This is a genomic window from Ruegeria sp. AM7 (assembly GCF_056535965.1).
On the sequence record NZ_JBQFJE010000003.1, the window covers coordinates 2,099,315 to 2,112,157 of the forward strand.

The window sequence follows — 12,843 nt, forward strand, 5'->3', positions numbered from 1 at the left end:
CATTCTAAGCACGGAATATCTGGAAGAGACATGGATCAGACCGTCGACACAGACATCCCCGACTGGGGGCCTTTCGGAAAACCGCTATTCGACAACCCCGAGGCCCGCGCCCTGTCGCGTGTCGGAGTGGTCGACGTTGGATCGAACTCGGTCCGAATGGTTATCTTTGACGGTGCAGCACGGTCGCCAGCCTATTTCTACAACGAAAAAGTTATGTGCGAACTGGGCGCAGGCCTGTCCGAGACCGGGCGTCTGAACCCACGCGGACGGGAACGCGCGTTGGCTGCCCTGCGTCGGTTTGCGCAACTGGCCCAGGATTTGGGGCTTCCGGGCCTGCATGTTGTCGCGACGGCTGCGGTGCGCGAAGCCACAGATGGGCCTGCCTTCTGCAAAGAGGTGTTTGCCGAAACTGGCCTGACCGTCTCGGTTATCGACGGCGGTGAAGAGGCGCGCCTGTCTGCGCAAGGCGTCCTGTTGGGCTGGCCCGGAGCCTATGGCTTGATCTGCGACATCGGCGGGTCTTCAATGGAACTGGCCGAGATCGGAGGCGGCGATGTGGGCCGACGCGTGACCTCGGCCCTTGGTCCGCTCAAGCTGCGCGATATCAAAGGTGGGCGACGGGCGCGCAAAGCACATATCAAAGCCACGATGGAAGAGCTGCGCGATCAAATGGGGCCGCAGCGTGACCGGCTGTTTCTGGTCGGTGGCAGTTGGCGTGCTTTTGCACGGTTGGACATGTTGCGCCGGGGCTATCCGCTGAACGTTCTGCATGAATACCGCATGACCACCAAGCAGGTTCACGAGACTATAAAATTCGTTGAAAAGGGCGAACCGGACAAGCTGCGAAGCCTTGCTGGTGTGTCTGGCTCTCGTATGGCGTTGATGCCCTTTGCGATGGATGTGCTGGCCCGGTTGGTGCGGACGTTCAAACCCAAGGATATCGCGATCTCAAGCTATGGTATCCGTGAAGGCTTGCTATACGAACAGATGCCGCAAATCCTGCGCGACCGCGATCCATTGATCGAAGCCAGTCGATTTTATGAGGCGAAAGATGCCCGCTTGCCCGGGTTCAGCAAACACTTGTTTGACTTCGTGATGCCCCTGTTCAAATCCGCCCCCGACGCACGGGTGCGTCTGATCAAGGCGGCTTGCCTGCTGCATGATGTAAGTTGGCGCGCGCATCCCGACTACCGGGCCGAAACCTGCTTTGACTATGTCACACGCGCCAATTTGGGGGGGTTAAAACACTCCGAGCGGGTATTCATTGGGCTTGCATTGCAGCACCGATACCGCAACAAGCGCGAAGATAACCGGTTTGCGCCGCTTTATGAGCTGTTGGATGAAAGCGGCCAGAAACAGGCCGAGATTCTGGGCAAAGCCATGCGGTTCGGCGCGATGCTTTGGATGCAGAACGACGCCACGATGGGTAAGTTGCGCTTTTATCCCAAAAAGCGACAGCTTGAACTGTTTTTGCCTGAAACCGCTGCCTCGCTCTTCAGCGAAGTGGCCCAAGCGCGCCTGAATTCACTGGCGTCTGCACTGAGGTCGGAAACCCGCGTTGTGATCAAAGGCTGAGCCTTAGATATCAATCTCACCTTCCGGCGCGTCCTGCGGCTGTACCGGTTCGATTTCGGGTGTTTCGGGCTTTTTGCGGATAATGATATCGCCATTGGGCAGGATTTCCGGGACCTCATAGGTGCTCCAGTCCTCGATCTCGGCAGCCAGATCGGCAAGCGCTGGCCCCATCTCGGCCATGAAGGATTGCATCGCTGGTCCAAACTGATCAGCCAGCCCCAGCAATTCATCGAACGCTGGTTCCATTTCCTTTCGCAGACCTTCAAAGAACAGTTCGGCGCCCTGCTCCATCAGCGACGGGCCGCTGTCATCTTCAGCGTGGGCCGGGTGGGTCAAGGCTGCGGAAATCGCGCAGATCGTGATGAAATGTCTCATACTGGCAATATAGAGCCATCAGGCCGGTCATGTAAGGTCACAGATCAATATCCAGTGTGACGGGGAAATGATCGGATGCGGTCAAAAGCGCTTGATGCAAGTCCGTCACTGCCAGGCAGGCCGGGTCATGAAAAGGATGCCAGATGCGCCATTGCGGACTGCACGCCCGCAATTCCTCGCTGATCATGATGTAGTCCAGCAGAGCCTCAAGATACTCACCTTCGGTCGGGCGCGCAAAGCGCGCCGTCGAATACAAACTACCCGGTTGATCCGCATAGGCCTCGACCGCGTGAGGGTCGAACAGGCCCGCTTGCAACAAAATCTCGACCGAGGATCGGCCGAACAGGTTTTCAAACTCATCCAGCCCCGGCCCATCGTTCAGATCGCCCATCAGGATCACGGGTTCTGCCGCTTCTAAATGGGCCCCTACCCGCCGCGACAGCCACACCGCCTGAGCCAATTGCTTGCGTCGATTGGCGATCGAGATTCGTATAGCCTCGTCCCGGTTTTCGGCCCCATGAGGGGCTTTTGATTTCAGATGCGCGCCGATCAGACGAAAGCGCCCACCCGCCGGTGTCCGCACCAATAGCTCCATCGGAGGCTTTGAAAACCGAACGCGGTCTTCAGTCGCGTCGATGTCGAGGTCAATATGAAACACGCCGTCAAACCGAGGGGCGTTCTTGTCACCCGCCCCTTTCGGGTCGTGATTTACGGTCAGGGCCATCGGGTCATACATCAGCGAAAGTTCTTGATGCGTGTCGTTGGCAAAACCCATTACCGTGTGACTGGCGCGCAGATCAAATGCCTCAGCAAAGCGCTGCAACGCGCGCACAGTGTTCTGGGTCTTACCGGTGTTAGGCGCTTCGACTATGAGCATCGCGTCCGCATCTACGGCCGTCAAAACTTTGGCAATCGCCTCAACCTGTTCCGCCTTGGTGATGTTGTGCCTGCCGGACCAACTGTCGTCGACAATCAGCTTGTCCTGACGATCAAAAAGATTGGCGAACCACTCGATATTGTAGGTCGCCAGCCGCATTGCGGTCAGGCCCGAGCGCCGTTGATCTCATCCCATGCGCGGTTGATGTCGATCATCTTTTTCTCGGCCAGTCGGATCGCCTCTTCGGGGACGCCACGCGCCATCATCGCGTCGGGATGGGTTTCGCGCACCAATTGCCGCCAGACCTTTCGGATATCAAGTAGTGGCATATCTCGCGGAACACCCAACACAATGTAGGGATCATTAGGCGCATCCGGGACAAACCGCGCACGCAAGGCCAGAAACTGCGCCTCGGTCTGGCCAAAGATGCGGCTGACCTCTTCCAGGAATTCGTTTTCGTTAGGGTGGTAGAACCCATCGGCCATGGCGATGTGGAACAGCCCCTCCATCAGGTCGCAGAAGGTGGTGCTGTCATCGGCAAACATCCCCGCGATCTTGCGGGCATATTCCTGATACCCCGCAACGTCGGTTCGGGCCATGTCGAACACACGGGCGGCGTCTGCCTCATCTTCGCGCGCGATCTGAAAGACATCACGAAATGCGGTGACTTCATCGCGGGTTACTTGCCCATCGGCCTTGGCCATCTTGGCGCCCAGCGCGATCACCGCAATCGTAAAGGCCACCGACCGTTCAGGCGGCGTACGCAGCTTTTCGAAAACAGCAGTCAGGCTTTCGCCCTTGGCAAGCGCGCTTAGCGCGTCGGATATGCGAGTCCAGATCGACATGAGCGCACCCTAGCCTTTGAAAACGCCGGTGTCAGGTGCGACGAGTGGCTTGGGGGCAAGAATTTTCTGCATTAGCACAAGATCCAGCCGTTTGCCCCATTTGTATCCTACCTCGGGCATCCGTCCGACATGTTGGAACCCAAGCGCTGCATGGAACGCCTCAGCCCCCGGATTGGCCGATGAGATGCCGGCAACCAACACATGAACGCCCTCATGCCGCGCGACTTCTTCCAGTGCAGCCATCAGGGCCCTCCCCGCGCCTTTGCCGCGTGCTTGCTCTGATAACTGAACAGAATGCTCGCGGCATTGGGCATATCCGGGGCCGGATCGGAACGGGCCATAGGTGGCAAATCCCTGAACCAAAGCGGCGTCTTCAACCACCAGATAGGCGCGGTCCCGTTGTCGGATATCCTCTGCAATGCTGTCGGTGTTGCGTTCAGCCGTCGTAAAGGTGATCAGTGTGTCCCGAATGATAGTATTCGCAATGTCCGCGATTGCCTTGGCATCCGCCACCTGAGCCTGACGAATTTTCATTCCAACACGCGCGGTCCATGCGGTGTCTCAAACTCCGCCCGCAATGCCGCAGCACCGCTGTCGAAAACCACGCCCTCCATCTGGCCCAACAGTTTCGCAAGCTCCAGACCTTCCGGATGCGAGACCACCAAGCGGCGCAATCGGCAACCGCTTTGCGTTAACATCCGCGCCGGGTGCAGATCGCCATGCCATTGAATAAGAGCCGGAAACAGGTTGTCGAAAGGCAAACGACCACTCGGTGGGACCGCCATCTGCCACCGCAACGCACCTCGGGCCAAGTCGATTGGATGTCCAACACCATCGGGGAACACATCCAGCGCCGCGTCAATATTCGGCACCTGGCAAATCCAATTGGTCAAACGCGGAGGGCCCTCGAACCGATCCAGATCGAACCAGCGTGTTCGCTCTGGATTTGGCGCGGTCGGATCGATTGCAATGGCTTCGAGATACAATCCATCGGCCAACCCTAGAAGACGATTATGTGTTCCGAAGGCTTCGTGTTTGCCACCCTCTTGAAGGGTCACACCCAGCGCGTCTTCTATATGGGCTGCAGCCTCCTCTACGGTTTCGCCTGAGACGGCCAGATGATCCAGTAACATGAGTGCCTCCAACGTAGTGCGACCAGACCTTTTGGGTCTGGTCGCATGTTTCCGTCAAAGCGCCGGGATCACAAGGTTTTTCGTCGAAAAATCTTTAGCCTTACCCTTTGGCTTCTCGGATCAGGCGCAAGATGTCTTGTGCAGCCTCGGGAATGTTCGTGCCCGGTCCAAAGATCGCCTTGACGCCGTGATCATAGAGGAACTGATAATCCTGCTGCGGGATCACACCGCCGCAAATGACGATAATATCTTCAGCTCCGGCCTTTTTCAGTTCTTCGACCAGTTGCGGGGCCAGCGTTTTGTGTCCCGCGGCCTGAGACGAAATCCCGACCACATGAACGTCATTGTCGACCGCATCCTGCGCGGCCTCGGCCGGAGTCTGGAACAGAGGGCCCACATCCACGTCAAACCCGATATCGGCAAAGGCGGTCGCGATCACCTTGGCACCCCGGTCATGCCCGTCCTGCCCCATCTTGACCACCAACAGACGCGGGCGGCGGCCTTCGGCCTCGGCGAACTCTTCGATGGATTTCTGAATGGCGGCAAAGCCTTCGTCGCCTTCATAGGCGGCACCATAGACACCGGCCAGTGTCTTCACTTCGGCGCGGTGGCGGCCGAATTCTTTCTCCATTGCCATGCTGATCTCTCCTACGGATGCGCGGGCGCGGGCGGCTTCGACCGCAGCAGCCAGCAGGTTTCCGCCCTCCTGGGCGGCTTTGGTCAACGCATTCAGCGCCTGTTCACATGCGGCCTCATCACGGGTGGCGCGGATGCGTTCCAGGCGCGCGACCTGCGCTTCGCGCACGGCGACGTTGTCGACGTCCAGAATGTCGATCGGGTCTTCCTGTTCCTTGCGGTATTTGTTGACGCCGACGATGACTTCTTCGCCCCGGTCGATCATCGCCTGACGGCGCGCGGCGCTTTCCTCGATGCGCAGCTTGGGCATGCCCGAGGCAACAGCCTTGGTCATCCCGCCCATCTCTTCGACCTCTTCCATCAGGGCCCAGGCCTTTTCGACCAGCTCATTGGTCAGGCTTTCGATGTAATACGACCCCGCCAGCGGATCGACCACATCGGTTACACCGGTCTCTTCCTGCAGCACCAACTGTGTGTTGCGGGCGATGCGGGCCGAGAAATCGGTGGGGAGGGCAATCGCCTCATCAAGCGCGTTAGTGTGCAAGCTTTGCGTACCCCCCAGAACCGCGCTCATCGCCTCATAGGCCGTGCGGATCACGTTGTTGTATGGGTCTTGTTCCTGCAGCGATACGCCAGAGGTCTGACAATGAGTGCGCAACATCTTGGACCGCTCGGATTTCGCCCCGAAATCGGTCATCACGCGGTGCCACAGGGTGCGGGCGGCACGCAGTTTTGCGATCTCCATGAAGAAGTTCATACCAATTGCAAAGAAGAACGACAAACGGCCCGCGAACTTGTCCACGTCCATCCCGGCCTGCGTCGCAGCGCGCACATATTCCCGTCCGTCCGCCAGCGTATAGGCCAGCTCCTGCACCAGGTTCGCACCGGCCTCCTGCATGTGGTAGCCCGAGATCGAGATCGAGTTGAACTTGGGCATCTCATTAGACGTATAATCGATGATGTCCGAAATGATCTTCATCGACGGCTCGGGCGGGTAAATATAGGTATTCCGCACCATGAACTCTTTCAGAATGTCATTCTGAATGGTGCCGGACAGCACAGATTTGTCGTGCCCCTGTTCCTCACCCGCCACGATGAAATTCGCCAGAATCGGGATCACCGCGCCGTTCATGGTCATCGAGACCGAAACCTTGTCCAGCGGGATGCCGTCAAACAGGATTTTCATGTCCTCGACAGAGTCGATGGCCACACCAGCCTTGCCCACATCGCCCACCACGCGCGGGTGGTCGCTGTCATAGCCGCGATGCGTGGCCAGATCAAAGGCTACCGACACGCCCTGCTGACCCGCGGCCAGATTGCGGCGGTAGAAGGCATTCGATTCCTCGGCGGTCGAAAAACCCGCATATTGACGGATCGTCCATGGGCGGCCTGCATACATCGTGGCCTTCACCCCGCGCGTGAACGGGCCGAACCCCGGCAGCGTGTTCATATGCGGCAGGTCCGCAGTATCTTCCGCCGTATAAAGCGGTTTGACGTCGATGCCTTCCAGCGTCTCTTTGGTCAGATCGTCCAGCGGACGCCCGCGCAGCTCTTTCTCGGCCAGTGCCTGCCAGTCTTTGGTATCGGTCATGGCGATTTCCTTTTCCTATTTCGGGTCGCGCGCGAAGAGGAACCCGCACGCAGTTATGTTTCGAAGTGCCCGGCCAATCCGGGCTGCGCGCAACAAATTGAGCGCGCATTGCATTTCACTGGTCGCATTCATCTGAACAGGGGCTATATTCGATTGAACAGGAGGCCCCATGACACGAACGCTTGCCCTTGTTTTCTTGGCACTAATCCCGCTGGCCGCGATGGCTGCCGACGGGTCTGCGCCGGATGAGGATGAATTTGTCCGACCCGCAGGTGACAGCGAGTTGAGCGAGTTTTTATGGGTCAACAGACCCATTGTCGTCTTTGCCGACACGCCCGCAGACCCCCGCTTCCAACAACAAATCGACATGCTGATCGAAGGCGAAGCCGCGATGCGTGACCGCGATGTGATTGTCATCACCGACACGGACCCGGCGGCAAAATCCCCGATACGGTCGCAATTGCGCCCGCGTGGTTTCCAGATGGTGTTCGTCGACAAGGACGGCGTGGTCAAACTGCGCAAACCGTCCCCGTGGAGCGTGCGTGAGATCGGTCGATCCATCGACAAAACCCCTCTGCGCGAACGCGAGATTCGCGAACGGCGCGAAGGCGGTTGATTACCTTCGCCACGCCCCAAACCCCCGGCGCAGAACGCCGGGAGAGCTATGGGATATGACAAAAGTGCCATCATGATCACTCGAACTCGATGATCACATCGTCCACGGCAAGACTGTCGCCGGGGCCTGCGTTGATCTTGGCGACCACACCTTTCTTCTCGGCGCGCAGGATGTTTTCCATCTTCATCGCCTCGACAGTGCATAGCGCCTGACCTTCCTGCACCTCTTGGCCCAGTTCCACGTCGATCTTCACGATCAGGCCGGGCATCGGGCAGAGCAGCATTTTCGAGGTATCGGGCGGCAGCTTCTCGGGCATCAGCTTGGCCAGCTCCGCCTGACGCGGACGGCGCACATGCACTTTCAGGTCTGCACCCCGGTTGCGGATACGGAACCCACCCGAGATTTTGCCGACCTTCATGACCAGCGCTTCTCCGTCGACATCCAAAACAGCCAGTTGATCGCCCGGCGTCCAATCCGAGGCAACCCGCAGGTTTGTGCCGTCCGAGAAGGCGACCGTCGCGCCTTCTTTATCCGCTTCGATCTTGACGTCGAACTCCTGACCCTGCAGCGCAACATTCCAATGCGCACCGACCTTGCGCTCATGGTTGTCCATACGGCCCGAGACGCGGGTACGCCGGATTTCGGCCACGCGGTACATGGCCGCGCAAGACGCAGCGATACGGCGCAGGTCTTCTTCTGGCAGGGTGACGCCTTCAAAACCGTCGGGATATTCCTCGGCGATGAAAGCGGTGGTCATGTCGCCACTGATGAATTTGGGATGATCCATCACTGCCGACAGGAATGGCAGGTTGTGGCCGATGCCTTCGACCTCAAAGCTGTCCAGCGCCACACGCATCGCCTCGATCGCGGCTTCGCGGGTCGGCGCCCAAGTGCAGAGCTTGGCGATCATCGGGTCATAGTACATGCTGATCTCGCCGCCCTCATAGACGCCGGTATCGTTGCGCACTGCGGCCTCACCTTCGGGCGCGTCACCCTGCCATTTGCCATTCACCAACATCGGACCAGCCGCCGTTTCCATCGGCGGACGATAGCGGGTCAGACGACCAATCGAGGGCAGGAAGTTGCGATACGGGTCTTCGGCATAAAGACGGTTTTCAATCGCCCAGCCAGTCAGGGTGACGTCATCTTGGGTGATGGTCAGTTTCTCACCTGCGGCTACGCGGATCATCTGTTCCACCAGATCGACACCGGTGATCAGCTCGGTCACAGGGTGTTCCACCTGCAGGCGGGTGTTCATTTCCAGGAAATAGAAGTTCTTGTCCCCATCCACGATGAACTCGACCGTCCCGGCGCTGGCATAGTTTACAGCCTTGGCCAGCGCGACGGCCTGTTCACCCATCGCCTTGCGTGTCTCGGGGTCGAGGAAGGGCGACGGGGCCTCTTCCACAACCTTCTGGTTCCGACGCTGGATCGAGCATTCACGCTCGCCCAGATAGATGCCGTTGCCATGGCTGTCGCACAGAACCTGAATCTCGATATGGCGGGGCTGAGTCACGAATTTCTCGATGAAGATCCGGTCATCGCCAAAGGAATTCGCGGCCTCGTTCTTGGACGACTGGAAACCCTCGCGCGCCTCGTCGTCATTCCACGCGATCCGCATGCCTTTGCCGCCGCCACCGGCGCTGGCCTTGATCATGACCGGGTAGCCGATCTCGTTCGAGATTTTCACCGCCTCGTCGGCATCCTCGATCAGACCCATGTATCCGGGCACGGTCGAAACGCCTGCCTCCTGCGCGATTTTCTTCGAGGTGATCTTGTCGCCCATGCTTTCGATCGCGCCGACCGGGGGACCGACAAAAGCCACGCCTTCGGCATCAAGCGCTTCGGCGAACTTGGAGTTTTCCGACAGGAAGCCATAGCCGGGGTGAACCGCCTGCGCGCCGCTTTGACGGATCGCGTCCATGACCTTGTCGATCACGATATAGGACTGGTTCGCAGGGGGCGGGCCGATATGAACGGCCTCATCCGCCATCGATACGTGCAGCGCGTTGCGGTCCGCGTCCGAATAAATGGCAACGGTGCCGATACCCATCTTGCGCGCAGTCTTGATGACCCGACAGGCGATTTCGCCCCGGTTGGCGATCAGTATCTTGTTGAACATGGAACGTCCTTTGTCTTGGTGTTCGAAAAACGTAACACGCCGCCGCGAGGACTTAACCCCACGACGGCGTGATCAGCGATGACGGTCGGGGCCGAGTAAGCCCCGATGACTTCGTTAGCTACAGTTGTTTTGCGTCTTGCAATACAGCACGTTGCCGGCCGCGCCGACAACGGCCCCAAAGAGCGGGTCAGATTGCAGCACCGCCGCGCCGACTGCGCCGGCGCCACCGCCCAGGATCGCCTGTTCGCCCGTGGTGTCGCCACAGGCTGCAAGCCCGGCGCAGGTCGCCAATGCAAGCGCAAGTTTCGAGAGTCGCATGAATTCTGCCTCATCTGTTGGTTTGAATCAGTCGAAGACAGATGCGCGGTTCGTGTACCGCTATTCAATAACAGACAGGTATTAGGCCAAATATGCGCAGCTTTATGCCGTCGAATCCCCGCTGTGTGCGCAAAGAAAAACGCGGGCAGGGATTTGTGAAAGTCACAAGCCTGCCCGCGGAAGGAAGGGGTACGGAATAGTAGGTGCATGTGCGGCGCAGGCAAAGTAGAGCCGCACGGCTTGGACACCATGCACGGTGTGGTTGCACCTGCAAACTGTGATTCACGAGTCGCAATTTTTCCGGCTGGAATCTGCCCATTCAAAGAAAAGCCGCGCAATTTTGCGCCGACGCTGTTTCGCGCATATTCACGGGGACTCACGCGAATGTTCGTCACAATTCCGTTACAAACGTTGACCCGAAAAACAAGCTTTGCACTTGCAGCATCACGTTTTGCGCACGCGATAGCGACGAAAAAAAACACTACGTTCATAAGGTTAACCGATCGGTTCACCTCACTGTGATCCCGTCCCGCTTCTTGCACAACTTTTCTTGAGATTTTTGCGCATGATTGTCCCAATCTCGTGATTTCCCTGAAAATCGTCGGCGTGGAACGTTGCGCGTGCACACTCGCACACAAGGAAACATCCAAATGATTACAAAGAGAAAAACGGCATCTCTGCTCGCTGCCACTGCGCTTAGTGTGACTGGCACGCTTGCTTATGCCCAGGATGCGAACACGCAGGCCGAACTGGAGGAACTGCGCCTCCGGATCGAAGCCTTGGAATCTCAGGGACCAGGATCCACCCCCGGTGAATTCAGAATTGGGAACACGACGCTGGACGTCTACGGCTATGTCAAAGCCGACTTCTTCTACGATTTCGACTTCGAACAAGGTGAAACGTCCGACACAAATGCAATTGGTGAGCCGGCCAATGCGACCAGCGGGACGTTCGACGCTACCGTTCGTCAATCGCGCATCGGTTTGCTGACAAGCACTCCTAGCGCTATTGGAGACATTGGCGGCCAGTTGGAAGTTGATCTGTTTGCAGGTGGTGGTGCCGCCGAACTGCGCCTGCGTCATGCAAACATTCGCATCAACGATCAATGGTTGATTGGTCAGTTCTGGAGCAATTTCCAACCTTTGGACACGTATCCAACTTCGGTGGAATTCAACGGTCCTGTCGGTATCGCGTTTGCTCGTGTTCCTCAGATTCGCTACACTAACTCGTTTGCTCAAAACGCCGAGTTCTCGTTGTCGATTGAAGATAGCAATGGCGACTCGAACGATCCGGTTCTCACAGCAGCAGCGCAATACAACGATGGTACCTACATTGCCCGTGTCGCGGCGTTGTACGGCCAAGCCAGGCTTGACGAAGAAGAAGTTGATCAAACCGGTTTTGTGATATCCGGCTCTGCTCGTCTTTGGGAAGGTGGACTTTTCCAGTTCAACTACACCACCGGCGAAGCTCTTGGTTCCTATCTGATCGGCGCTGGCGCAGTTCTGGTCGATGGTGAAGCCAACGATGTTGATGCGTTCACCGTGGAATTGCGGCAGCAAATCGGTGAGAAATGGAACGTAGGTATCGCCTACGGCTACGAAGACTACGACCTGCCGACGTCGACGGGTACACTGGCCTTCACTGAGCTTGAAACGATCCACGTCAACGCCTTCTATCAGGCAACAGAAACGCTGACGTTTAGCGCCGAATACATATATGGCGAACGCAACGATGTGATTTCGGGACAAGATTTTGACGCTGATCGCATTCAACTTGCTGCTCAGTTGAACTTCTGATCGCATATCACGACCCTGCCCCCATCGGGGCAGGGTTTTCCACGGAGCGTTGCCCGCGTGAGGATATACGGCCTGATAGGTCACGATCAGCGAAGTCCGTCGAAAATATCCGGAAATGACAGCCTTGCAGCGTCAGGATCAATCACCAGCAATGCGTCATAGCTGGCCGGATCAAAAGGATCCTCGGCTGGAATGACTTCACGCTCGAACAACCAGCTAAGACGACCAGCATCCAGATTGCCCCTTTCAAAAGGCTGGTCGCCGAAATGTTGCCAGAGCGCCTCCATAAAACCCGCATCCGCGCGGCGGTCGGCTGGTTTGCGGTCCCGGAACCGTTCACGTCTGGTTAGCGGCGTCACACCCTTGGGATTGGCCCGGCGGATTGTGAATTGGAAATCTGTTCCGGCCAAACGACCGGGAAATCCGCGGTGCTTCAGCATGTTGCTCCTCCGCTGACATAAACGTTCCCAAAAACATCGAAATCGCATCCTGTGATGGATGAGTTCATCTTGCGCACCTCCAAAGCCGCATTGCTGGTCAGAAACGCTCTGACGATCTGAAAACCGGGTCTCATGATCAGAGCCCCTCCCAGATACACTGCGCCTGCTCCAACCGGTAGGCTTCGAAATACTGCGTGGCGTCTGGTGCGGCTTGTCCAAATTCCGTTGGCCTGTCAGACAGCGAGATCACTACGCGTGCCGGTTCCAAATCGTATTCTGCAACATAGGCGACGGCCAGCGTATGGCACAGGTGCTCCATATCGACCGAGGCGACATCATAGCCGATACGGCCTACGTCGGAACCGATCTTCGGAGCAACAAAGCGGAAACGGACCCAAAGTTCGCCGGGGTTGTTGTCCAACAGAACATCGCTCAGATGCACGGGCTGACCCGAAGGGACAGCCAAATTGGTTTCCGCAACTACAGGGGATGACAGGGTCAGAAAACCCAGACAAAAGG

14 protein-coding genes are annotated in these 12,843 nt (G+C 57.8%); 3 read left to right on the plus strand and 11 right to left on the minus strand.

From position 1 onward, the window contains the following. Nucleotides 1–30 precede the first annotated feature (30 nt). On the plus strand, nucleotides 31–1,575 hold the full coding sequence (locus ACR3EG_RS14400) for a Ppx/GppA family phosphatase (RefSeq protein WP_480496887.1): 1,545 nt from the start codon (nucleotides 31–33) through the stop codon (nucleotides 1,573–1,575). 3 nt (nucleotides 1,576–1,578) lie between these two features. Here ACR3EG_RS14400 and ACR3EG_RS14405 read toward each other — a convergent pair whose 3' ends face one another. The 6 genes from ACR3EG_RS14405 to scpA form a co-directional block, all read right to left on the minus strand. Next, a complete protein-coding gene (locus tag ACR3EG_RS14405) occupies nucleotides 1,579–1,950 on the minus strand; it encodes a hypothetical protein (protein WP_170753148.1) in 372 nt (123 codons plus the stop codon). Nucleotides 1,951–1,987: 37 nt separating this feature from the next. Beyond that, a complete protein-coding gene (locus ACR3EG_RS14410; protein ID WP_480496886.1) occupies nucleotides 1,988–2,986 on the minus strand; it encodes an endonuclease/exonuclease/phosphatase family protein in 999 nt (332 codons plus the stop codon). 5 nt (nucleotides 2,987–2,991) lie between these two features. After that, complete coding sequence (locus ACR3EG_RS14415) at nucleotides 2,992–3,672, minus strand: molecular chaperone DjiA (RefSeq protein WP_170352493.1); 681 nt, start codon at nucleotides 3,670–3,672, stop codon at nucleotides 2,992–2,994. Nucleotides 3,673–3,681: 9 nt separating this feature from the next. Then, nucleotides 3,682–4,206: a GNAT family N-acetyltransferase gene (locus ACR3EG_RS14420; protein ID WP_170753152.1), complete on the minus strand. Its 525-nt coding sequence runs from the start codon at nucleotides 4,204–4,206 to the stop codon at nucleotides 3,682–3,684. After that, entirely contained in the window at nucleotides 4,203–4,805 is a 603-nt protein-coding gene (locus ACR3EG_RS14425) for a VOC family protein (protein ID WP_480496885.1), read from the minus strand. Before ACR3EG_RS14425 ends, ACR3EG_RS14420 begins: the two co-directional genes overlap by 4 nt. 100 nt (nucleotides 4,806–4,905) lie before the next feature. Beyond that, nucleotides 4,906–7,032, minus strand: coding sequence for a methylmalonyl-CoA mutase (gene scpA, locus ACR3EG_RS14430; protein WP_480496884.1), 2,127 nt, complete (start codon nucleotides 7,030–7,032; stop codon nucleotides 4,906–4,908). Nucleotides 7,033–7,201: 169 nt separating this feature from the next. Between scpA and ACR3EG_RS14435 the strand changes: the two genes are divergently transcribed. Beyond that, on the plus strand, nucleotides 7,202–7,648 hold the full coding sequence (locus ACR3EG_RS14435) for a DUF4174 domain-containing protein (RefSeq protein ID WP_480496883.1): 447 nt from the start codon (nucleotides 7,202–7,204) through the stop codon (nucleotides 7,646–7,648). Nucleotides 7,649–7,724: 76 nt separating this feature from the next. On the opposite strand, the gene ACR3EG_RS14440 is transcribed toward ACR3EG_RS14435, so the two are convergent. Beyond that, nucleotides 7,725–9,770: an acetyl-CoA carboxylase biotin carboxylase subunit gene (locus ACR3EG_RS14440; protein ID WP_480496882.1), complete on the minus strand. Its 2,046-nt coding sequence runs from the start codon at nucleotides 9,768–9,770 to the stop codon at nucleotides 7,725–7,727. 114 nt (nucleotides 9,771–9,884) lie between these two features. Further along, a complete protein-coding gene (locus tag ACR3EG_RS14445) occupies nucleotides 9,885–10,088 on the minus strand; it encodes a hypothetical protein (RefSeq protein ID WP_170753160.1) in 204 nt (67 codons plus the stop codon). Between the two features lie 650 nt (nucleotides 10,089–10,738). On the opposite strand from ACR3EG_RS14445, the gene ACR3EG_RS14450 reads away from it, so the two are divergent. Beyond that, nucleotides 10,739–11,884, plus strand: coding sequence for a DcaP family trimeric outer membrane transporter (locus tag ACR3EG_RS14450; protein ID WP_480496881.1), 1,146 nt, complete (start codon nucleotides 10,739–10,741; stop codon nucleotides 11,882–11,884). A gap of 86 nt (nucleotides 11,885–11,970) precedes the next feature. Here the strand turns inward: ACR3EG_RS14450 and ACR3EG_RS14455 are convergent, their stop codons facing one another. Genes ACR3EG_RS14455 through ACR3EG_RS14465 form a run of 3 tightly spaced genes read right to left on the minus strand, consistent with a single transcriptional unit; the run spans nucleotide 11,971 to nucleotide 12,790 of the window. Continuing rightward, nucleotides 11,971–12,324, minus strand: a complete 354-nt coding sequence (locus ACR3EG_RS14455) for a hypothetical protein (RefSeq protein ID WP_480496880.1) — start codon at nucleotides 12,322–12,324, stop codon at nucleotides 11,971–11,973. Then, nucleotides 12,318–12,458 (minus strand): hypothetical protein, encoded by a 141-nt coding sequence (locus ACR3EG_RS14460; protein WP_480496879.1) that lies wholly within the window; start codon nucleotides 12,456–12,458, stop codon nucleotides 12,318–12,320. Before ACR3EG_RS14460 ends, ACR3EG_RS14455 begins: the two co-directional genes overlap by 7 nt. A 2-nt stretch (nucleotides 12,459–12,460) precedes the next feature. Then, a complete protein-coding gene (locus ACR3EG_RS14465; protein WP_353393756.1) occupies nucleotides 12,461–12,790 on the minus strand; it encodes a DUF6497 family protein in 330 nt (109 codons plus the stop codon). Nucleotides 12,791–12,843: the final 53 nt, after the last annotated feature.

Bases quoted from the DNA above. Each gene is read 5' to 3' on its own strand.
- ACR3EG_RS14405 (WP_170753148.1), bottom strand. From the start codon at position 1,950: ATGAGACATTTCATCACGATCTGCGCGATTTCCGCAGCCTTGACCCAC.
- ACR3EG_RS14460 (WP_480496879.1), bottom strand. From the start codon at position 12,458: ATGAGACCCGGTTTTCAGATCGTCAGAGCGTTTCTGACCAGCAATGCG.
- ACR3EG_RS14440 (WP_480496882.1), bottom strand. From the start codon at position 9,770: ATGTTCAACAAGATACTGATCGCCAACCGGGGCGAAATCGCCTGTCGG.
- ACR3EG_RS14420 (WP_170753152.1), bottom strand. From the start codon at position 4,206: ATGAAAATTCGTCAGGCTCAGGTGGCGGATGCCAAGGCAATCGCGGAC.
- ACR3EG_RS14415 (WP_170352493.1), bottom strand. From the start codon at position 3,672: ATGTCGATCTGGACTCGCATATCCGACGCGCTAAGCGCGCTTGCCAAG.
- ACR3EG_RS14435 (WP_480496883.1), top strand. From the start codon at position 7,202: ATGACACGAACGCTTGCCCTTGTTTTCTTGGCACTAATCCCGCTGGCC.
- ACR3EG_RS14450 (WP_480496881.1), top strand. From the start codon at position 10,739: ATGATTACAAAGAGAAAAACGGCATCTCTGCTCGCTGCCACTGCGCTT.
- ACR3EG_RS14455 (WP_480496880.1), bottom strand. From the start codon at position 12,324: ATGCTGAAGCACCGCGGATTTCCCGGTCGTTTGGCCGGAACAGATTTC.
- ACR3EG_RS14445 (WP_170753160.1), bottom strand. From the start codon at position 10,088: ATGCGACTCTCGAAACTTGCGCTTGCATTGGCGACCTGCGCCGGGCTT.
- scpA (WP_480496884.1), bottom strand. From the start codon at position 7,032: ATGACCGATACCAAAGACTGGCAGGCACTGGCCGAGAAAGAGCTGCGC.
- ACR3EG_RS14410 (WP_480496886.1), bottom strand. From the start codon at position 2,986: ATGCGGCTGGCGACCTACAATATCGAGTGGTTCGCCAATCTTTTTGAT.
- ACR3EG_RS14425 (WP_480496885.1), bottom strand. From the start codon at position 4,805: ATGTTACTGGATCATCTGGCCGTCTCAGGCGAAACCGTAGAGGAGGCT.
- ACR3EG_RS14400 (WP_480496887.1), top strand. From the start codon at position 31: ATGGATCAGACCGTCGACACAGACATCCCCGACTGGGGGCCTTTCGGA.